The following is a 21,667-nucleotide window of genomic DNA, read 5'->3' as shown; positions in this document are numbered from 1 at the left end:
CAGCACCACCGAGATTGTAAAGGTTTCCTTTGAAAATACCAAAATTGGTTTGAAACGTGATACCTACCTCTCCCGCACCACCATGGACGGCAAACTGGTCAGCCTGGATTTCAAACTGGATGCAAGCCACAAAAACTATACGCGTTCAGTACACCGTACCGTCACCGTCAATGCCGATGGCAGCCGGACAGTTTCTGTAGAATCGACCACCACCTGGAAAGATGGTCGCAAGCGTGAAGTTCAGCGTCAGCATGTGGTCGCTGCTGATGGTTCAGCCACGGGTACGGGCACAATTACCTGGACCAAGGCTGATGGCACCTCCACCACCCGCAATCTGACCTTCGGTGCCAGCGCAGCCGGTGAAGTGACCTCTTCTTGTACCGATGCAGCGACCCAGACCACGGTGACGGTTGAAGAGTCTGCCAGCAGCACCACCACGGCAGAAACCACTGCTACTGTGACGGTTGAAGCACAAGGCTCTGAAACCACAGCAGTGGAAGTCAGTGTTGAAGCTGAAGTTGAAGCTGAAGCCGAAGGCACCACAGAAGCCGCTGCTTCTGAAGGGACTGAAACTGCTGCTTCTGAGAGCTCTGAAGCTGCCAGTACAGAAGCTTCTGAAGCCACTGTAGGCTAAAACCTCAGACACTGTCATAGAAGCTAAAAAGCTGGAGAATTTTCTCCAGCTTTTTTCATGTTTGAAATTCAGCGGCAAAGCGTCTTAAGGGGTGAGTTTTTTAGGCAGACGCTCTGCCAAATGTGTCAACTTAACGGATTTGAGATGTGCAAAGCTCTCTTAATCTTCCGGTGTTGGCATGAACCAGGGTTTCAGTGAACGGTAGAAAAGCAGCCACAGGGCTGTAAAGGGGATCACCAGATAGTTGAAGGGGATTTGCCAAGGCAAAAGGGTTTGGCTGTCAAAGAGCAGAAAATTTTGAAGTGCTTCAAGATGCAGAACCGTAAATATTTCAGGCTGTAATAAGGGCAATCCATTCAGCCCAATGCTGAAACCCAAGAGCAGAAAACTCTGCAGCAGAAAAAGGCTTTTGTGAAGGTTCCAAAGACTGTAGGCCAGACTCAGGTAAAAGAGAAAGAAAGAGCTTTGCCAGAGTCTGCTGATCTCCGTCAAAGGGCTGCTGAAACCATGAATCAGCAAGGCCAGGCTGGCGCTGATCAAAGCGCCAAAAACCAAGAGAAACACGCTGTGGCGTTCCTGCGCCAGATTCCAGAAGACAATGCCTTCTGAAGGGGGGCTGAGAGGGGCTTGGCTCTGTATTTTGCTGCTCATTTTTTTATTCAAACATATTTTGAGTTAAAATAATACCTGCTTTTTCCAGGCTTTGAATTTCAGAAAGACTCAAACCCAAGGCCACAAGCAGCTCTTGGCTGTGTTCCCCGAGATGAGGCGGGGGCAACAGTGTTTCAAGTCCTTGAGGCGGAGCAAAAGCCAAACTGCGCAGCCCCAGATAGGAGCTGCCTGCTTTTTCAGCTTTGAGCAGCAGTGCTTGGGCTTCGGGTTGTTCCAGCGCCTCCGCCACCGTATGCAAAGCACCGGCAGGTACTTTTGCCTGCCAAAGACGCGTTAATAAAGCCTGGCGTTGAAAGTTTTCGATGCGCGTTTGAAGCAATGGATGGAGCTGCTGGCGGTTTTGCACCCGCAGGGGATTGGTCTGAAATCGTTGATTTTGTATCAGTTCAGGGCAACCCAGCACTTCACAGAGCGCTTTGAATTGCGCGTCATTGCCAACCGCCAGCATCAGCTTTTGATTTTGTTGACAGCTGTAAACCGTGCCATAGGGGACGATGCTGGGGTGCTCAGACCCCATGCGCTGGGGAAGTTGTCCTGCTTGAAGCCAGGCACTGGCTTGATTGGCCAAAGAGACCAGACCGCTTTGAAACAGTCCGATTTCGAGCAGGGCTCCCTGGCCTGTGGCTTGCCGTTCCAGCAAAGCGATCAGGATGGCTTCCTTGAGCTGATGCGCAGCCAGTAAATCCATCAAAGCCACTGGCATTTTTAAGCCGGGGCCTTCACTTTCTCCATTGAGGTCGACAAAACCTGTTTCTGCTTGAATCAAGGCATCAAAGCCTGCGCGGGAATTGTCGGGGCCATAGCCGGTCAAATGGGCGTAAATCAAGCCGGGGTTCTGCTTTCTCAGGCTGGCCGCATCGACCCCCAGTTTTTCGGCATCTCCGGGTTTATAATTGACAATCACGATATCGGCCTGGGCTGCCAGTTTTTGAATAATGGCAAGCCCTTCAGCTGTTTTGAGATTGAGGGCCAAAGAGCGTTTGCCCCAGTTAATACAGGAAAAATAGGCCGAAATATCCGTGTTTGAAGATTCCTGGGGCAATCGCCAGCAACGGGTGACATCGCCTGCCGTGAGCAGATTTTCAACCTTGATGACCTCTGCACCCAGTTCAGCAAAAAAGAGCCCCACGGCTGGGCCGGCCAAAACAGAGGCCAGTTCCAGCACCTTGAGGGATTGGCTAAATGAAGCTGCCATTTAAGTTGAAACTTCTGGGGAGTGATACTGGCTAAAATTGAGCGCATCAGGATGTGCCTGGAGCCAGTTGCTGACCACAGGAGGGGGAAAGGCGTTTTGGTTGGCCCAGTCTTGAATGGTTTCAGCCAGCCGCAGGGCCTGAGCGGCCTGTTGGGGGTGAATGCCCCCCTCTTCAAGTGCTTCGGCCAGTTCGCCAAGATCCAGCATGCGGGTGCTGCCGTCGGGAAAAACCACAACATCCAGCAAGAGATCGGTCAGATGCCACCCCCCTTCGTCTCGTTTGACCTCAAGCAGATCACAATACCAGTAAAGTCTTTCTCCTGCTGCATTGTGTTTGCTGTGAATTTGAATGGCTTCGTCGAAAATCGTCAGGGTTAGGGTATGGGCGACCTGATCGGATTCTGTGCGGGGCAAATGCCAATAGCTGACACAGAGATGTTCATCTTGGTGCAGCCAGGTATCTCCACTGAGATTGACTTCGCGGACGGGATGCAGTTTTTGTTTGCGGATCGGAAGCTGTGATGTCATGAAATATACCTCTTTCGCAAAGCTAGCGTAATCCAGAAAGACGCTCGGATTTGGTGATCGGGGTTACAGAAAAAGTAAAGGCAAAGTTAATAACGTGAACTTAACCATTGTTTCCCGAAGCACTGTACAATAGGGGGGCCAATGCGTACTTTTCAAAAGCAGAGAGAACCATTAAGACCATGATTGAAACAGCAGAGACTTCCGCCATGACAGATTCAGACCTTCTCAACCCCCAAAGCCGCGCGCCTTTTTTTGAGGCCTTGCGTGATTATCTCAAGAAAGACATGGTCGCTTTTCATACGCCAGGTCATAAATATGGACAGGGTATTGATCCTGAATTTATCGAGCTGGTCGGAACCAATATGTTTCGGATTGACCTCTGTGAATTGCCTGAGGTTGACAATTTACACGATCCAGAACATGTGATTAAAGAAGCCCAGGAATTGGCTGCCGCAGCCTATGGTGCCGATTACTCCTTTTTTCTGGTCAATGGTTCAACCTGTGGCAACCATACCATGGTGCTCAGTGTCTGCGATCCGGGGGATAAAATTCTGATTCCCCGCAATGTTCACAAATCTGTGATTGGTGGCATTCTGCTCAGCGGTGCGATCCCTGTGTATCTCAAGCCCGTTTGGGATCAGGAATTTGGCTTTTACGACAGCATTACCCCCGAAGAAGTTGAGGCCAGTATTCAGGCCAATCCAGACGTCAAAGCCGTGATGATTGTGCACCCTACTTATTATGGGGTGACTTCAGATATTCAGGCCATAGCTAAAATCTGTCACCGCTATCATAAACCTCTCTTGGTAGACGAAGCCCATGGCCCGCATTTGCATTTTCACCCCGATTTGCCCGTTTCGGCCCTGGATGCGGGAGCTGATTTGGTGGTGCAATCCACCCATAAAATTATTGCGGGCATGACCCAGGCCTCGATGTTTCATATGCGCGATACGGGCCATGTCGATGTGCAACGGGTGCGTAAAGTGCTTCAGATTGTGCAGAGCACCAGCCCTTCTTATGTTTTGATGGCTTCACTGGATACGGCCCGCCGCCAGATGGCTTTGCATGGAAAAACCTTGCTGAGCCATGCCCTTGAAGTTTCGGAATGGGCCCGTCAGGAACTGAATAAGATTCCCGGTGTGCATTGTTTTGGACGTGAGCGGATTGGCCAGCCCGGTATTCACGCCATTGATCTTACCAAATTGGTGATCAATGTTTCGGAAATGGGCGTTTCGGGTTTTGACGTGCTCGATCTGCTCAACGAAAAGTATGGCGTTCAGGCTGAAATGGCAACCCTTACCAATGTACTGGCGATTGTCACCTTTGCCAATCCGCGCAGTGATTTAGAGCGCCTGGTCAACGCCATGCGCCAAATCTCAACGGAGTTTCATGCCCATGGCATTCCCCAACAGGTGCGCCCCCTTTTGCAAACTCTGGATTTGCCTGAGATTCCCCCTGCGGCCATGACCCCGCGGGAAGCGTTTTATGCCAAAACAGAACGCATTCCCTTTGAAAATTCTGTGGGTCGGATTTGCACGGAAATTGTTTCGCCTTACCCACCCGGTATTCCCATTCTGGTGCCCGGTGAGCTGATTACCCGCGAGCTGGTGGATTATCTCCAACAGGTCTATCGCTATGGCGGCTTTATTAACGGTCCTGAGGATATTCGTCTGCACACCATCAAAGTGGTTGCTTGATGTCATGCCGGAGCTGGAGAATCTGCTCAAGCAGAATGGTTTTTCGCAAGCCCTTCAGGCTCAAGTCATTCCAGGAGCTGAACAGCCCCTCTATTTTCTGAGCCTGCCTGGTAAAACGGCGATTGAAACTTGGCAGAAATTACGTGCGTTCACACCTGAGGCAGGCTATTGGCCGGTGCTTTTGGGGCCTGTATCAGATTTGGAATTATTGAAGAACAGCTGGTCTTTTACTGATTCTTTGCCCTCGCCCCAGGCTGTTTTAAAGAGTGCGGCCAGTTTGGATCTTCAGAAATGGTTGGCAGCCCATGCTTCTGAAGAAGATCTGGAATTGGATCTTGATGAATTCGATGAATTTGCTGAATTCTTTACGCCTGAAAATATGCAACCCCAACACCATTACGCGATTCATGTGGATATTTTGTCTCGCCAACCCTATGCCGAGGTTTTACTGGCCTTGGTGCCTACCCCTCATTCCTGGGAAGTGCCCGCCTGGTTGCATACCGGAGGCTGGAATGCCTGCCCTGACAGTGATGTGCATATTCGCCTGATGGAGACTTGGTTTGTGCGCTATGGCGCTGAATTGGTGAGTCATTCCCATGATCTGATTGAACTGCGGATTGCCCGACCCGTGCAAAATTTGGATGAAGCGCGTGAACTTGCGCGCCTGCAATATGCCTATTGCCCGGATATTGTTGAGCAGGGGGTGCAAACGCTTGAAAATCTGGCGTTGACTTTGATTGACAGCACCGTCTGGTATTTTTGGTGGGACTGAATTCATGCAGCGTGTGCTGATTGTCGGCGGCACCCATGGCAATGAATGGGGGGGGATTTACCTGTGCCGCAAATGGGAAAAAGAAATTTTGCCTTTTCGGCAGTATCCTTTTCAGGTCGAAACCTGTCTGGCCAACCCCCATGCCATTGAGCGCAACCAGCGTTATGTGGAAGAGGATCTGAACCGCTGCTTTCGCCCTGCGGATTTAGCCAATCTGGCTTTGGATTCCTATGAGGCACAACGTGCGAAGGTTTTGCATCAGAGCTTTCAAAAGACTGATTTTTTGATTGATTTACACAATACCACCAGCAATATGGGCTTTACAGTGATTCTTTCCCGTGAAGATGCCTTGGAAGATCGTTTGACCCGTCAGCTTTGCGCCCATTTGGTGCAACAGGATGCCCTTGTCAGAATTTACTTTATGCCCCAGGCAGCGGAAGAGAGCCCTTATCTGCCTTCTGTGGCAGCCAGAGATCTGACTCTCGAGGTGGGCCCCATGATGCATGGCACTTTGCGCGCTGATTTGTATTTTAAAACAGAACAGATTGTGGCGGCGGCTTTGGATTATCTTGCTGCCTGGCAAGTGGGAGAGGCTGAAGAATATGAAGGAGAGCTGACGGTTTACAGGCAGCTTGAGAACCTTGATTTTCCCCGCCAGAAAGATGGTTCTTTGGCTGGCATGATCTATCCGGGGCTGTTGGGACGTGATTTTCAGCCTCTGTATCCCCAAAAACCTCTGTTTTCTGCTTTCAATGGTCAGACGATTGTCTATCAGGGGCATGAGACGGTTTGGCCTGTTTTTATCAATGAACAGGCCTATTATGAAAAAGGTCTTGCGCTGTCTTTGACCCGTCGGGAACGGATTTTGCTTTGAACTTCAGAAGGGTTTGAGAATCAAGAGGGAGAGCAATACGAGAATACCCAGGGAAACGAGCAGCGCAATCGAGCCCATCAGCAATTTATTGGGGGGTTTTTCTTCTCGTCCTTCTCCCAACATTCCGCTGACATAATGGGCTTTGGCCTGTAATTTTTGAATTTTGCCGTGAATATGATCCGTATCTTTTTTATGCAGTGAATACTTTAAGGCTGCACGGTAGTATTTAATCGCCTGAAGCATTTCTTCATCTTCTTCAAAATCAATGGCCATTTCCAAATATTTTTTGTAATTCGCTTTTCTCTGCTCTAATGTCTCCATGCTCTTTTTCTCCCTCGCCTATTTAGCTCAAGACGCTGATGATCCCATCATAGGTGTTCAGAAGCTGGATTTCAATCCCTCAGAGGGGAACTTTCCAGACCCCAATTCCCATGGGGGCGAGATCTTGGAGTTCGGGCTCTGAAAAAGGCTGGCAAAAGCTCCATTTTTCGCCTGGAAGTGCGTTCCAAAACCTGACAATATCAGGGGTGCGTGGATTGCCGATATCGTGAAAAGCCAGATAGCGGGTGGGGTAGTGGCGGTTGATCTCAAAATCAGCCATCACAGCTTCAAGGCTGTGGGCGCCATCAATCAAGACCAGATCGATTTCCCCCAAGTTTTTACGCCAGTTCATATAGTCATTGGAGCAGGAATCTCCCCAAAAGCAGAGCGTTTCAGGCGGCACTTTAATCTCTACTCCAAATTTATCGGCGTCCCGGAGATCGCAAACCGCGAGCTTTTCAAACTGAAAGAGGGAATGCAGCAGCGAAACCAGTTTTCCGCTCCAAATGCCGATTTCGAGGTAAGAGCGGATGGCCTGTGTTTCGATCCATTCACACAGGGCGATCACATCTGCGCGGTTCTGCAGAATATAGGGATAGGGAAATTCATTCCCTTGATAACGGGCTTCACAGGCTGCATCCCAAAATTTCCAGGCTTCGGTCTCTTGTTTAAAATCGCGCATGGGAGCCTCTTTTCAGCATTTTATGGATTTGGGGCTGTGAGAATTGGGTATATTTTTTAAGGAGCAGTATAAAAGTAAATCCTATTCGCTAGTATAATAACTGAACTCAGGCAATATTCAAGGGTTATAAATAATGAGCAGTGAAGCGCAGACCGAGCGCTGGCTACACTATTTGAGCCAGCAGAAAAATTTTTCAACAGAACGGATTCAGGAACTTCAGGGACTTTGGCAGGCCCAACGCCAGGCTTTGCAAGATGCGGTTGCGGGTATTTCCTGCCATGTCGATCTGCAGACCCTGATTTTGCATTTTAATCAATATCCCTCAGGCGAAGAAATCGCGCGTGTGGCCTTGACAGAGCAGCGTCCAGAACCCTCTGCAACAAGCGGGCGCAGGCAGTGGGCTGCTCTTGATCAGGAGGGCAAATATATGCGCCCGATCTCACTGGAGGAGGGCAGCCAGCCTGAATTGGTGATGACCCCAGAGCGCAGTTTTATTACGGCCAGCAGTTTGCATACCCATCCTTATTTGCTTTTGAGTGATTTTTTGTTGGATGTGATTCAGCAGGACAAACGTCCCCATGCTGTGGATTTGTACTTAAGCCCTGACCGTGAAACCCTGTTTGTAAGCCATCGCCAGGCAGGAGAAGTGCTTGCAATTTCTTTAACGGATTATGAGATCCTCGAACGCTGGCAGATTCGCAAGCCAGGCAGTAATCGAACCTTGAATGTTTGTTTCGATTCTGCTGGAAAAATGGCATATATTACAGACAATGAGAGCATTCAGCTCTGGATGATTGATCTTTCGGATTTTAAGCATAAGATTTGGCGCTCAGGCCTGGGAGTTCTGGGAAATTTGCTTCCTGCTCCCGACCCGCGCTATTTGTATATCTGTACCCAAAGACCTCAATTTGGTTTGCTCTATTTTGACACTGAAACTCTGAGCACTCCCTATTCTGTTGAGATCAAGGGGGATTCCTGGTGCATGCAGCGGATTTTGCCCTGTGATCCCATGCAGCTCAGCCCCGATGGCAAACTTTTGTTTTTTAATACCTGGCTGGAAGAAGTTGGTCAGCGCTCACCCGTGATTAACGTCGTCAAAACCAGCAGTGTGCGTACGATTCGGCGCTTTGCAATTCATGATGGTAGCCAGCCTTCTATTTTGGCCTATACGGCAGACAATCCCCTGCATGCGCTTGAAAAACTCAGTTTTGAAGCCTTTCTTTTGCAAGAACAGATCCTGACAGAAAGTGATTTTAAGGAAGCAGAAAAAGAACCTGAGCCCGAATTAAAGGTGGCCCGTCAGGCTCCCCAGAAGAAGGGGAAATTCCAGGTCTACCAGCCCCCCAAAGATGATCCCGCCCTGTGGGATCAGATCGGCGAACCTGCCGAAGAACTCGATTTACCTGCTGAAGCCGAGGCCGCAATTGTCGATTTGCTCAATTGGGCTTTCTACCGTGTGACCTTGACCAATCTGCTCTTACACAATGAAGAAGTCAAACGTCTAAAAAAACTGGCGCATGAGCTGCGCAAACAATTGCGTACCCAACGCGTGGTTTTAGGCGAGCTTGAAGACGTCATGGGAAACCATTCCCTGCGCACTCCAATTTCGCGGGAAGCAGTTTTGGAAGTGATGCGCCAATTGCGTTTGAGCGGCAAATCAATACGTTTTGAGGATATTTGCCCGCTGTGTGAAACGCCTTTGGAGCAGGACGATGGCCTGGCTTGCCCCGCTTGTTTTTATCGTCTGGATTTGCCGGCCGAGCGCGACCTGCGCCATTTGCTCAGTGCAGAAACTTCTACACAGCTGTTTCCAGGGCAGATGCTGGTGGTTTTGCCGGGACAGAACCGTTTTTATATTATGAACGTCTGGCGCCAGTTATTGACGGTTTTTGACGGCAAAGAAGCGCAGATTGGGGCTTTGTCACATGCCACGGTGCTTCCCAACCATAATTTTCTGGTGGCCGATAAAACCGGCAACCGGGTCGCTGAATACAGCCCCAGTGGTGAGTTGATCTGGAAAGCAAAATTGGCTTTGCGTCAGCCTGTGATGGTGACCTACCATTTGAAGGAGCAGGGGCCGGGTCAACAGGAAGAATGTCTGCTGATCGTCGATCAGGGCAATCAACGGGTGCTGGAATTGGATCGTTCCGGTCGGCATTTGCGCCGTTATCCTGGTTTAAGAACGCCAGATGCCGAAAAATTAAAGGCCCCCTGTGATGTACAGTTAACACCTGCTGATACCTGGCTGATTTCAGATCCTGGCCGCAAAGAGGTGCTTGAAATTTCACCCCGCAGTGAACTGCTCAGAGTCTTTGGCGCTGAACAAGGCGTACAGGAGCCTCTTCTTGCCCGCCGTCTGCCGGATGGACGCACTTGGATTGTCGATGCCGGGCTTCAGGCCTGTTTGGAATTGAGCCCTGAAGGAAAACGGCTGCGAGCGGTTCGTTATTGGCCCCCGGATCCTGTTCATGGCAGCCATTGGAAAGATCTGCCTGCCCCGACCTGGGTGACCCGTTTACACAATGGGGAATTGGTCTTCGCGGGTGAAAATCTGATGATGCAGTTCAGTCCTGAAAAAGAAATAACCCGTTGGATTCAGGCTTTTCCCCAGGCCACGGTTTCGGATCAATCTTTACTGCGGGCTCAGTTTCGCACCCGCTCCAATGCCGAGGTGCGCAAAAAACAACAGCAGGAAATGCTGGAGGAGCTGCGCAAAATTCATCAGTTTGCCGATGCCAGCGAAGAGCATTTACTGGCGCTTGCGGGGTTTGTGCAGCGCCTGAAAGTAAAATCTGAAGATTGGCTGATACGGCCCGGAGAATTGGGCAATGCCCTGTATATGCTTTTGGAGGGCCAGTTGGAGGTGGTTTCTGCTGAAGAAGAAGGGGTCGTGATTTTTACCCTAGAGGTGGGGGAGATTTGCGGTCAACAGGCCCTGCTGGCTGAAGATTCCAATGTACCCAAGCCAGGTTTTCGCGCCAAGGGAGAGGTGCGCATTCTCTCTTTGGAACGGGGAGAATTTAAAAAAGCCGTGGTCAAATTTCCCCAGCTCTTTCACCTGGTGCGCCAGGTCGATGCCGATCATCAGCGTCGCTTCAAACAATTTCGCGAACGCAAATCAGAGGCCCTGCAGGAGGAATTGCGCTCACGTCTGGCGGAACAGAAAATTCGCGAATTTCCGCTTTTTGCCAAGGCGGGAAATGAATTCTTTGATGCGCTTTCGCATTTGGTAAGGGCCCATGCCTATATGCCAGAACAGACGGTTTTCAGCCGCAATGAGTCGGGCGGCTCTTTGTTTATGTTGCTTGAAGGCCGTGTCAGTATTCAGCGCAAGGGGGATAAAACCCCGGTGATTGAATTGGGCGCGGGCGAAATCTTTGGCGAAATGTCAGTTTTACTGGATATTCCCCGCTCAGCCACGGTGCGCACCGAAGATTATTGCAAAATGTATGAATTGGAAACACGACAGGTGCAGGAATTGGGGGCGAAGTATCCCTGGTTTCATAACCAATTGCTGCAAATCGCTCAGCAGCGGCAGCAAGCCAATGCCCAGGAACTTTTAAATTTTGAAACGCGTGTCGGCATTCATCGCCCGGATCTGCCCCGTGTGGATACCTGGGCTTTGGTGGATTCCCGCAAGGATGACCTGTTTTATTTGCCCAGTTTGATGCAGGATGTGATTGCTGGGTTTAATTGGCAAGGTGAAATTCTTTGGTTCTGGGGCAAAGAAAGTGGCGAACAGTTGTTTCAGCCCTATCGACTTGAAACCTTGCCCGAAAGCCTTTTGGTGACGGATACTGGCAATGGCCGTATCCTTGAAATAGATTTAGAAACCCGTAAAATTCGCAGGCAGTGGCGTGGCCCCTTACAAAACCCGCGCAGCGCGGTTTTAACACCCCAAGGATTTTTATTGGTGGCCGATGAAGGGAACCACCGTCTGGTGACTTTAACCTCAGACAGCCAGGTGAATTGGGAATATGGGCCGCCGCATCAGATTATGAATCCACACTATGCTGAGCTGACGCCTACAGGAACCGTACTTTATGCGGATGTGGAGCTGCACCGTGTCTGTGAAATTTCGTTGAAAGGTGAAGAGCTTTGGTCTTGGGGGCTTTTGATGTTTCCGGGAGCGGGGCCTGAAGAATTGAACAGCCCAGCTTTTGCCCACCGTTTAGAAGATGGCAGTACCTTGATTGCTGATACGGGCAATCACCGTCTGGTTTGGGTGCGGCCCGGAGATGAAACTCTGATTCTCAAAGGGACGGCTGCAGATCCTTTGGTTTCGCCGCATCATTGTCAGATCTTGGAGAATGGAGATCTTTTGGTAAGTTCTGCCAGTCAGGAACGCCTGGTGCGTTTAAGCCGACGGGGAGAGAATATTTGGACCGCCCATCTGCAGGTGGGTGCACAGCCCCTGGCACAGCCCACTCAGGCCAGCGAGGAAGATCGTTGGATTTTGGATCTGGATCGGATTGGCGAATTGGAGACCGGGCCTGAGCAGATGCTGGAAATTCAACTTGAACAGGAGTTGATTTCAGAACCCGTTGCTGCGGAAAAGCCTGAAGAAGATCAGACCGCTTTGGATGCTGTGGCGAGCCAGCGTTGGCAGGATTTAGAGCTGGAACCTGAGGCTTCAGGGGAGAGTGAGCAGCGTTGGAAGGGGCTCGACTTTTTGGATGAGGAAGCGCCTGCTGAAGAAACCCTGGCGAGTGCTGATGAAATTCAATTGAGCGAGTTAAACAGTGAAGATCCTGCTTTTGCTTTTCTGGATGAAGAAGACAAGCTGCTTTCACAGACCCTGATGCAATTGCCCGGCGGAGAGGGGCCTGTGCCCCAGGATATTTTGAAGCAATTGCCTGGCGGAGAGCCTGTACCCCAAGAAACCCTGATGCAGTTGCCTGGAAGTGAGGGGCCTGTCCCTCAGGAAACTCTGATGCAGTTGCCTGAACAGGCCACAGAGCAAGACAAACCAGCCCTTGATACATCTGAATCAGGAACCTCCCAATGGGAAGACTTGAGCTTTCTGGACGAGGAAACCCCGACAGATTCCGAACCTCAACATGCTGAAGTGGAAGCCGCTGAGCCACTTGAAGTTCAACAGGCCCATGAAACTGTTTCCGAGGGGAATGCTTCTGACCCAGATGCCCAATGGGAAGACTTGAGCTTTCTGGACGAGGAATTGCCGATGGACTCAGGTTCTGAGCCTCAAAATGCTGAGTGGGAAGAACTTGAGCTGCTTGAAGATGAGCAGGTTGCTGCAACTTTATCAGAGGGCGATACTTCTGAAACCAAGTCTCAATGGGAAGATTTGGGTTTTCTCGATGAGGAATTGCCTTTGCTTGAGGAGTAAGGCGCTGGCGTGAACGGAATAAAAATGAAGAGAGAAAAAATGTTGCGAATATTAACCCTGGTTTTTCAGTCCCTGGCTTTGGCCTTTGGGGTGGCCTCACTTGTGCTGACGGCTATTGATCGCAAATCCCGTGTGGGTGATTGAGCCCAGCAATTATTTTAGGTTTTCCTTCAAAGAAAAAGCCTTCGCTCAGAATTGAGCGAAGGCTTTTTCGTGAGCATGAATTATTTGGCTTGGTAGGTGATCATGGAATAGGTGGCTTTAAACTCACTCAAAGGCATTTTGAATGTACCATCATTTACTCCGTCACGAACACGGCCAGAAGCATCTGTCACTTCCGTGCTGCCCCAGGGATTGCGAATTGTGATTTGGTCAGATTTGGCGTCATAGGCCAGCACGCTGTAGGCATGTGCCATGGGCAGGCCATTGGCGGTGGTGCCTTCGTTCCAGGGATTCAGACTTTTGTTGATTCCAGCGGTGATGACACGGTTTTGGGCGGTTGCGGCTTTCAGCTTGCTGCGCAGAGTATCCAGAGAGGTAATCAGCAAAACATCGGTATCCGTAGATTTTCCAGTGACAGCCCCCACACCCACGCTCAGAAACGCACCGTTTCCAATTTTATCGTAGGGGTTGCTGCGTTGCAGGAAAGGCACCCAGGAACTTTGGTTTTTTAATTCGGCGTAGGATTTTTCAAGTACGCTCAGCCACATTCCATCTTGGCCGGCGTTGGAATAAAGTGAAAGTTCCATTTCAGTGGGGGCGTTGATTTTGACTGGATTTTTGCCAGGGAAAGTCACTGTGAAAGTGCCGTTGCCATGGTCTTTGATCATATTCAGAATTTGTTTTTTCCCTTGTGGGGTATTGGCCAGTGAAGCCACTGCTGCCAGAAAATAACAATCGCCAAGTTCACCCTGTTCAATATGGTCGGGGCGAATGCTTTCAATGCCCTTGGGGAAAAGTTCGCGTTTCAGGCCAGGAGCGGGGTAAGAGGCCATTGAAAAACGGCCAAAGGCTTCAGAGACACGGGCATCTCCAGGTTTATTGCGGGCAGTTTCCACAAAGGCGTCCAGATCCGCACGGCTCAAACCCCGTTCATCATAGATTTGCAGCGGAATCTTATCCAGCCAGGGGTGCTGGGGCAGGGTGGGCAGAATCTTGGTATCATCTGAAAAACCTTGAAAATCGCCCATGAGTTTATACAGGGTGGTCACGGTGGCTGCAGTATCGCCTTTAAAGGCAGGATTCCCAATCGCTTTTGCGCTCTCTGCTTTTGAAATCAGGCCATTGCCATCGCTGTCCAGTTCGGCGAAATGGGCGTTGATTTCTGTGGCCAGGGTTTGGGCGCGCATTTCCTGATAGGAAAAGACCACAGCTTTGTCTTTGGGCAAGCCTTCCTGCATACGGCGGTTGATAAACAGCAGATCTCGGGTATCAAAGCCAATTTTTTTACTTTCTTCAGCAGAGATTCTGCCATCATTGTTGCTGTCTGCTTTTTTGAGTTCTTGCAAAGAGAGCGAACGGCTGCGATCGGTATCCAGGGTTTGCAGAACTTTCAGGGTTTGCAGTTGCAGGGGCATGGGCGTTACCTCACCAGGCTGAAGATTAAGAAGATAAATTTATAATTAAATTTATTATGGAGAGGTTAACTAGATAACGTTCTTGTTAAGACTGTGTTAAAAATTAAAATATGGTTTAATGTGGTTTAATTTTTGGTTAAGCTATTCGGGCGTGAATCCAGAAAAGCTTGTCTATCAAAGCCTTTACACCTGTTTTTAGCTAAGACTTACCAACGGAATTTACTGCCCAGCGTAAAACCCAGCATATGGGGGAACTGATCGTAATAGTTATAATTCAAGGTTCCCAATAAGCCCCATTGTGGCGTGATAAACATCTGTCCGTTGAGCAGAGCGAAGAAACTGTTTTGCCCTTGCAGGGTGTCGGCATTCACCAACATGACCTGGCGACCGGCTCCCAGCCTGAGTTCCAGAAAATTATCTGCAGAATCGAAAAAATAGCGGGCCCAGAGGGCGGCTTGAATGCCTGGGCCTTCAGGGGAGAGAAAGAGTTGGGGTTGTAAACGCAGATAGAGATTGCCAAAATAATGGCCCAGGCCAGCCTGAAAAAAATGAACCGGCGCATTGCTGAAAGCCATCTGGCGATACCCCAGTGAGGTTTCCCAACTGTCGCCAAACTCTTGAAAAACTTCGCCCAAAACATCTACGTGGGGCAAAATATCGCCACTGAGAGCGCCTTGTAGACGCAGATTGCCAAAGGCCCGTGGCCAGAGGCTGAGATACCCATCCAGTACAAAGGCCTGATCCAGACGGTCAAAACGATTGACGGTCAGGCTTTGCAGAGCCACCGAGCCCTGTGGAAAGGCGTGGCGGATGCCCAAAGTGAAATTGTTCCAGGGGGTGCGGGAATCTTGCCCGGCATGGGGGACAAAGGCTTGGAATTCATAAAACCCCTGCAGTTCCCAGGGCAAGGCTCCGGGTTGTTGTTGAATTTGGCTGAGCAAGCGGTTGGTTTCTTCGGGGCTGGCGCCTGCTTTTTGGGCTGCGGCCACATCGGCGCGGGCTTTGACCAAGAGCCGAAAATCCATATGCAGTTGCGCCAGGGCCAACAAGGGGGCTGGGCTTTCAGGAAATTGTGTCTGCCAGGCTTCTGCATGTTTTTCGCCTGCTTCGAGTTGGTGATCCCAGCGGTAAATATCTGCAAGGGCACTCCAGGCTTCGTGATACTCTGGTTTTTTTTCAATCAGGCTGCTTAAATCGGCTGCGGCTTCGCTATAACGTTTCATCCAGCCCAGTAAGCGACCCCGCCCCAAAAGGCTGTCGGGTTCACCCGGAAAATCGTTGAGTATGGCATTGTAGGCTTTCAGGGCTTCTTCCCATTTGCCTGCAAAAGCCAATGAACGGGCCAACCCGTAGCGGGCGTCAAAATCTCCGGGGCTGACATTTTCAAGATACTGTTGGTAGAGATCGGCTGCTTTGAGATAGTCTTTGTTTTCAAGTGCTTTTTGAGCATCTCCCAGGGAGACGCTCATCAGGAGCGAGGCCAGCATCAGTTTAAGCATGATTGTTTCCTTCTAGATGAGACTGCTCAGGCAGCATAACAGGGAGCAGGGACGCCCTGCAATCTTACGGTGCGCCAGCTTGCTGGGCCAGACTGGTGAGCAATTGGCTGCTCTTGGATAAGAGTTCGTGCCCTGCGTCGACTCCGTGACGTTTGGCCAGAAAATAGGGGTTGTTCCAGGTGATATAGACTTTGCCATCAGAAGTCTGCCAAACCAGATATTTCAGCGGTAAATCCAGGCCGAAGCTCTGTTCCTGGTGCATCAGCAGGGTGCCGGCCTGCGGATTGCCAAATAAAACCAGCACAGTCGGACGCAGTGAGAGCTTGATACGCTCGGCATTGGCGCGGTGGTCGATTTTGCCAAAAAACGAAAGCCCTTTTTCCCGAATCAGGCGCTCAAGCCGATCCACCGTGACGGCTACGCTGTGGTGACTGGGCATGGAGATCATGCCGACAGTGTCTTCTGTGCCTGAACTGAGTGTGGGCTGGCGGTCAGGCATGGTCTGGGCGGTCAGGGGCAAAGTGACTGTCAGAAAAAGCATTACAAGCAGGGGAAATAATTTCATGGTGCGCTCCCTTCAAGAATTCTCTGGATCTTTATCATTGCATCATAGCATAAGCCCATTTTTCTTCTGATTGCCTTCATGGAACGCCGTTTTGTGAGCGATTGGGGATTGTGAAGAAACTGATTCTGCTTGGGCTTCTCGGTCTCATGTTAAAATGCCTGCGAAACAAATTACCTTAAGGCGCAACCCATGCTGAAACCCCCCGCTTTTCTCCAACAGGTCAACCACCGTCCCTGGCCTTTGCCTCAAAGCCCTTGGATTATGCACCAGCGTTGGTGTGATCTGCTTTTTGCCCATTGGCCCGTGCCTGTTGAGAGCTTATTGCCATTATTGCCTGCGGGCTTAGAATTGGATACCTATGAAGGTCAGGCCTGGATTGCGGTGGTGCCCTTTCGCATGGAAAATGTCAAACCCCGATTTGCGCCTGCGGTGCCGTGGCTTTCAGCTTTTCCTGAGCTGAATGTGCGCACCTATGTGCGCAAAGGAGACAAGGCCGGGGTGTGGTTTGTCAGTTTGGATGCCGCCAATCCCGTTGCCGTTGAAATCGCGCGCAGTGTGTACCGTCTGCCTTATTTTAATGCCCGCATGTCGCTACAGAATGAAGGCCGTGATTGGATCCGTTATCAAAGCCAGCGTACAGATCTTCGCGCCCAAACAGCGGCTCTGAAAGCTATTTACCGTCCGGTCGGGCGTGAATACCTCAGCCGCAAGGGCACACTTGAACACTGGCTGACAGAGCGTTATTGCCTCTATACTTCAGACGCTGCCGGTCAGATTTATTGTGGGGAGATTCACCATGCTCCTTGGTCTCTGCAAAAGGCCGAAGCGCAGTTTGATCTGAATACCATGACCCTGCCCATCGGTTTAAAGCTCTCGCATGAGGCTACGCTTTTGCATTTTGTGCGTAAAATCGATGTGGTGGCCTGGCAGATTGTTAAGGTTTAATCAGGGGGCGTTCTTTTCATTCAGCCCGTTGCTTGGGCGCAGCTAATGAAAGCGCTGGTGGTGATTCTTCATTTCAATTCGGTGCAATATACCGATGTGCTCTACCGTCAGCTCAAACCCTATGAGCGTGAGGATTATACCCTGCTGGTGCTTGACAATGGCTCTGAGCAGAAGAGTGTTTATGCCACGATAGAACTTCCCCAGAACACCTATTTTGGTGGGGGGCTGAACGCCGCTTTTCATTTGATGAAAAACCCTGAATATGATGCCCTTTTGTTTCTCAATTCCGACCTGATCGTGCATGGTTATTATTTTGTGCGCAGTTTATTGCAGGAAATGCTCAGGCATGATCTGACGCTGCTCTCTCCCCATATTCTCTATCCCCAGGAATTTCAGTATTATTGGCGGCAAATGCACCATTGGGGCAGTGGGGGAACGCGTTGGGTGCGTTGGCTGGATTTTCAGGCACCGCTGATTCATCGCCGTCTGATTGAGGCCTTGCCCCGCCTGCCCTATGAGCTGCGCTTTGGTTGGGGGCTGGATTTGTATTGTGCGCTGGCCTGTGAAGCGCGTGGTTGGAAAATGGGGGTGACCGATCTGGTGCCTGCCATTCATTTTGGGGCAGGCAGTTTTCAGGACAACCAGCATTTGCCCGAAATTCGCGAAATGAATCTCAAGGCTGAGCAATCTGAGCTGGACTATTTTCAGGCGACCGGGCAATGGGAGCAGGTTCATGCTTTGAAGCAGTGGGCCTGGCATTATGCCTATCCAGAGCATTCCGCTTTTGTTTGATGCGTGTTGAGTTGGGGAGCTTTGTTTAGAAGTTTGGTTTCTTTTTATAAGGCAAAATTTTGTACTATGTACAGTAATAAGGGTTTTTTAAATCGAAAAATTGAGGCAACTATTGTTTTATATTCAGGTGAGTAATCCCAGGGTTATAAACTGTGAGAAGCAAGTTTGTAACGACCTTTTTGATGCCGCAGAGCTTTTATTTCCTCTATTTACGGAAAAAGCTTTTATGGTATGGAATGGTATTTGGTTACCTATTGATTATAAGTACGACTTATGCGTTATTTTAGAAGATATCTTGTATTTTCTGAATCTGATCATGAATGATGAAGCAGGCTTTGTAAAGGTTTGTTTTGGCTCAGATACTTTTCAAGCTGATTGGAATATTCGTTGGAAGGAAGATCTTCTTGAAATACAGTCTGTCTGGAATTCTATTCACGGAGGAAAAGAAATATTAGTTGCACTTAACAATTCACCGAATATTACGATGAGCAAAAATCAGTTTATATCTGAATGGAAAGGTTTGCTTTCTAAAATAGTTCATGCAATTCGGGAAAGTGGATTAAAATTCATTGATCAACAAAGTTATATGTTACTTCAGGATCTAGAAAAGAAAATTCCTCAAGAAGGATGCCTTTATAATCCTCATTTTGAAATCATTTAATAGCCAGCTGTTATGTGTTTAATGGGGTAAAAGAGAGCGAATGATGTTTCTGTCGGGTTTTAGAACAAAGAATGTTGTGCCTCTGTGTCATTTTGTTTTTCTGAGGTGTCGCAGTATTTTATGAAAGTAAAAGTTGATCCATTAAAATCATCAGAATACCATCAGGCTGAAGATCTTGTTGAAGGGGTCGAATACGATGTTCTTGCCATTGAAGGAGATAGATTTCGTGTCTTTTCGCAAGAAGGCCCCTGCAGATATCCTAAAAGTATGTTTTTAATTACTGATTCATCTATACCTGAATATTGGGTCAAGAAGAGTTTTGATGATTCAGATGAAGAGAAATGGGAATCGGCCTGGCCTGTTGAGTTTGACTATCCAGGTTTTTTTGAGGATTATTTTGACAATAAACCTGAAGCTATTCGGATTTTCAATGCCTATATTGAAAAGTTAGGACTCAAACCTGAGCTTATTGTCACAGAAGAAGGAAAACTGAAGCGGGTTCGATAAAATCGCTTCAGCCGGTGAGTTGTCGTGTCTGGGGTTAATAAAGCACTGAATGAAATAAGGCCAGGGCCGGCTTCAGAGCAAATGCACCACGGCCACAGCATCCTTGGAAAGAAAACCCTTGAGCCTTTGATAACGGGCTTTTTCAATCCGATCCGTTTCTGGGTGGCTCAAGAACAAGGTTTCGACCCTTTGAAAGGGTTGCATCATATTCAAGGTCAGGGTGACTTCCTGGGCGGGCCCCCGGTTGATCAGGCCCGCGATCAAACTGCCTTCAGGGGTTTGGCGCAGAATCACCTCAGTATGGGGCACGCCTTCTACCAGGGGCGAAAGCCCGTTTTCTTTCAGCAACTGCCCAAAGAAGCGCAGAACCGACTGTTTCTTGTCGGGTTCAATCGTGTAATAGCCGGGGGTGTCAAAAAACAGGCCGGGCAAGGTGCCCAGAAAATAAAGGCGACCCCGCCCCAAGCGCTTGCTATACCCAACGGTAGCCCCATCGGGTTGGCGCAGCACAGGTGAAATGCCGCCTCCCTGCCAGAAACTGGCGAAACGGCTGGCCCAGAAGGGCTCCGCCCGTTCGGTTTCAATCCAGGCCCCTGATTTGCCTACATATTTGGTAAATTCTACGAAAGGGTGCATCATATCGAGGGTATGCAGTGAGAGTTTGTGGGAAATGCTGCGGCGCATCATCTGGTAATCCATAATATCCAGGGCAACCTGCGAAAGCACGGTATTGGTGCCATATTGCAATTTATTGCCGTGCCCATAGGGTTTGGCCGGAAACAGGGGGTTGTGGGCATAGGGTTCGCCCTGTAAATCTGTGGCCACGGGGCTGCCAAATGAAACCAGCGTGCCCCCGTTTTCGACATAATAGACAAGTTTCTGGTACATGTCCCGTTCCATCAGATTGGTCGAGGCCAGAAAAACCACATCCAGGGCTTCCAGTTCCTGCAGGCTGATGCGCTCAAGATCATGCACCACCGGGTTATAGCCGCTTTCGAGCAGCACCCCGTGCATGGCGGTCAGCCCGGAAAAATGACAGAGGGCGTTGTCCATCATGTCGAGCGCGCTCCAGACATTGAAATTGGACTTGAGAAAATCGCGCCCCTGGGGAATATATTTGAGCAGGCCAATCGGACTCTGTAGAATTTCACTTTGGGCCAAAAGTGGGGCGTGGTTTTGAATAAATCCGCCAATTTCCTGCATGACGGGGTAACGGTCTACGGGTTGCCCGTCTTTGTCGAGCGGGGATTGAAATACCCAGGGAATACCGTCGGTTTCTACGCAATCGTGCAGCAAATACCAATTCAGCACCCGCATACCCCGCAAGAGTGCCACCATGCCATTTTGCAGAAACGCTTCCTTGCGGATCTTTACACGGGGATCAAACCAGCCACTGCCGACTTCAACCCCCATCAGCAGACGCTGGGGATTTAGGCTGCGGTAAAATTCTGGCGCGAAAGAGATGCCAAAGGGTACGTCATGGGTCGATTCGCTGTCGGTGGTGAACTTGCTGTAGATATCGTAGCCGGTCAGGGCCAAGCGGGCTTTTTTTGAGCTGTTATTGGGCCATTGACAAAGATAGGGATCGTTGAGATAGAGCAGGCACTGCACACCCAGGCTTCTGACCATCTGTTTCAGGCTTTCGAGATAGTGCACCAGATAATCCTCAATAAAGGCCGCCCATTGTCGGAACGGCACTGCAGCAAAGGCACTTTTGCGCGGGGGTTCAATCTCTTCAAACTGTTCAAAGCTGCTATGCCAGATGCGGTTCAGGTGCTCTATCGAAGGATAATAGCGGCGCAGCCAGAGATGGTAGCTTTCAACCGTATGGGGATTAAAATCTCCGGCATAGGCCACACCGCCATATTGTGGCAGACCCGTTTCATTGTCGAGCTGACAGGCAATAATCCGTCCATTGTCGAGGCGGGGACGCAGATAATGGGTCACGGCTTCGAGCCAACGGCGGGTATAGCTCAGAAAAACCGGATGGTTGAGGGCAATTTCATTGCTGGTCAGGCCTGTTTCATAGACAATCAGAATTTCAGGGTGTTTCTGGCGCAGCCAGTCGGGAATGCCAAAGCCCTGGTATTCGCCATAGACATAGGGGCCGGGGCGCACAATCAGGGCCAGATCGTGGCTTTCTACCAGGCTGAGAAAACGCTCAAGATCGCGCTCAGGCACGGTTTGCCCTGTAAAATCGTATTGGCCTTCTTCATATTCATGCCAGATCCAGGGAATATAACAGGAAATAAAATTTATCTGGGCCTCGGCCAATTGGCGCAGGCTTTCTTCCCAGAGGGTGGCGGGAATGCGAAAATACTGAAATTCTCCCCCATAGAGAATGCCGGGTTGGCCCTCAATTTCAAGTTCGGTCGTGCTGAGGCGAATCTGCATGG

At 49.8% G+C, this 21,667-nt stretch carries 18 protein-coding genes; 9 read left to right on the top strand and 9 right to left on the bottom strand.

The features are described 5' to 3' along the window. On the top strand, window positions 1–634 hold a 634-nt coding region (locus COW20_13790; protein ID PIW47271.1), incomplete at its 5' end, for a hypothetical protein. 159 nt (window positions 635–793) lie between these two features. On the opposite strand, the gene COW20_13785 is transcribed toward COW20_13790, so the two are convergent. The 3 genes from COW20_13785 to COW20_13775 are packed head-to-tail and all read right to left on the bottom strand — an operon-like array spanning window position 794 to window position 3,029. Then, the gene (locus COW20_13785; GenBank protein PIW47270.1) at window positions 794–1,297 is read right to left on the bottom strand and encodes a hypothetical protein; all 504 of its coding nucleotides are present in this window, start codon (window positions 1,295–1,297) and stop codon (window positions 794–796) included. Then, a complete protein-coding gene (locus COW20_13780; protein PIW47269.1) occupies window positions 1,290–2,501 on the bottom strand; it encodes a carnitine dehydratase in 1,212 nt (403 codons plus the stop codon). The genes COW20_13785 and COW20_13780 overlap by 8 nt, the downstream gene beginning before the upstream one ends. Continuing rightward, entirely contained in the window at window positions 2,502–3,029 is a 528-nt protein-coding gene (locus tag COW20_13775) for a hypothetical protein (GenBank protein ID PIW47268.1), read from the bottom strand. It abuts the gene before it with no gap. A 179-nt stretch (window positions 3,030–3,208) separates the two neighbouring features. On the opposite strand from COW20_13775, the gene COW20_13770 reads away from it, so the two are divergent. Genes COW20_13770 through COW20_13760 form a run of 3 tightly spaced genes read left to right on the top strand, consistent with a single transcriptional unit; the run spans window position 3,209 to window position 6,372 of the window. After that, window positions 3,209–4,726 (top strand): arginine decarboxylase, encoded by a 1,518-nt coding sequence (locus COW20_13770; protein ID PIW47267.1) that lies wholly within the window; start codon window positions 3,209–3,211, stop codon window positions 4,724–4,726. After that, window positions 4,665–5,498: a hypothetical protein gene (locus tag COW20_13765; protein ID PIW47266.1), complete on the top strand. Its 834-nt coding sequence runs from the start codon at window positions 4,665–4,667 to the stop codon at window positions 5,496–5,498. Before COW20_13770 ends, COW20_13765 begins: the two co-directional genes overlap by 62 nt. A 4-nt stretch (window positions 5,499–5,502) precedes the next feature. Further along, entirely contained in the window at window positions 5,503–6,372 is an 870-nt protein-coding gene (locus COW20_13760; protein PIW47265.1) for an aspartoacylase, read from the top strand. 3 nt (window positions 6,373–6,375) lie between these two features. Here the strand turns inward: COW20_13760 and COW20_13755 are convergent, their stop codons facing one another. Together COW20_13755 and COW20_13750 are read right to left on the bottom strand one after the other, a co-directional pair. After that, window positions 6,376–6,693: a hypothetical protein gene (locus COW20_13755; GenBank protein ID PIW47264.1), complete on the bottom strand. Its 318-nt coding sequence runs from the start codon at window positions 6,691–6,693 to the stop codon at window positions 6,376–6,378. Window positions 6,694–6,772: 79 nt separating this feature from the next. After that, window positions 6,773–7,375: a hypothetical protein gene (locus COW20_13750; protein ID PIW47263.1), complete on the bottom strand. Its 603-nt coding sequence runs from the start codon at window positions 7,373–7,375 to the stop codon at window positions 6,773–6,775. Window positions 7,376–7,508: 133 nt separating this feature from the next. Here COW20_13750 and COW20_13745 point away from each other — a divergent pair, with 133 nt between their 5' ends. Next, on the top strand, window positions 7,509–12,725 hold the full coding sequence (locus tag COW20_13745) for a hypothetical protein (GenBank protein PIW47262.1): 5,217 nt from the start codon (window positions 7,509–7,511) through the stop codon (window positions 12,723–12,725). A gap of 224 nt (window positions 12,726–12,949) precedes the next feature. On the opposite strand, the gene COW20_13740 is transcribed toward COW20_13745, so the two are convergent. The 3 genes from COW20_13740 to COW20_13730 all read right to left on the bottom strand — a co-directional run bounded on the left by COW20_13740 (window position 12,950) and on the right by COW20_13730 (window position 16,366). Next, entirely contained in the window at window positions 12,950–14,302 is a 1,353-nt protein-coding gene (locus COW20_13740) for a hypothetical protein (protein PIW47261.1), read from the bottom strand. A gap of 206 nt (window positions 14,303–14,508) precedes the next feature. Next, window positions 14,509–15,801 (bottom strand): hypothetical protein, encoded by a 1,293-nt coding sequence (locus COW20_13735; protein PIW47260.1) that lies wholly within the window; start codon window positions 15,799–15,801, stop codon window positions 14,509–14,511. Between the two features lie 64 nt (window positions 15,802–15,865). Then, window positions 15,866–16,366: a hypothetical protein gene (locus COW20_13730; GenBank protein ID PIW47259.1), complete on the bottom strand. Its 501-nt coding sequence runs from the start codon at window positions 16,364–16,366 to the stop codon at window positions 15,866–15,868. A gap of 189 nt (window positions 16,367–16,555) precedes the next feature. Here COW20_13730 and COW20_13725 point away from each other — a divergent pair, with 189 nt between their 5' ends. The 4 genes from COW20_13725 (at window position 16,556) to COW20_13710 (ending at window position 19,271) form a co-directional block, all read left to right on the top strand. Further along, on the top strand, window positions 16,556–17,311 hold the full coding sequence (locus COW20_13725; GenBank protein PIW47258.1) for a hypothetical protein: 756 nt from the start codon (window positions 16,556–16,558) through the stop codon (window positions 17,309–17,311). 45 nt (window positions 17,312–17,356) lie between these two features. Further along, entirely contained in the window at window positions 17,357–18,103 is a 747-nt protein-coding gene (locus tag COW20_13720) for a hypothetical protein (GenBank protein PIW47257.1), read from the top strand. A 100-nt stretch (window positions 18,104–18,203) separates the two neighbouring features. After that, window positions 18,204–18,764, top strand: a complete 561-nt coding sequence (locus tag COW20_13715; GenBank protein ID PIW47256.1) for a hypothetical protein — start codon at window positions 18,204–18,206, stop codon at window positions 18,762–18,764. 120 nt (window positions 18,765–18,884) lie between these two features. Next, the gene (locus COW20_13710; GenBank protein PIW47255.1) at window positions 18,885–19,271 is read left to right on the top strand and encodes a hypothetical protein; all 387 of its coding nucleotides are present in this window, start codon (window positions 18,885–18,887) and stop codon (window positions 19,269–19,271) included. Window positions 19,272–19,343: 72 nt separating this feature from the next. Here the strand turns inward: COW20_13710 and COW20_13705 are convergent, their stop codons facing one another. Beyond that, a complete protein-coding gene (locus COW20_13705; protein PIW47254.1) occupies window positions 19,344–21,665 on the bottom strand; it encodes a hypothetical protein in 2,322 nt (773 codons plus the stop codon). Window positions 21,666–21,667 lie beyond the last annotated feature (2 nt).

Source organism: bacterium (Candidatus Blackallbacteria) CG13_big_fil_rev_8_21_14_2_50_49_14, assembly GCA_002783405.1.
Taxonomy (GTDB): domain Bacteria; phylum Cyanobacteriota; class Sericytochromatia; order UBA7694; family UBA7694.
The sequence above is the reverse complement of the archived record's forward strand: the minus strand, read 5'-3'. Positions and strand labels throughout refer to the sequence as shown.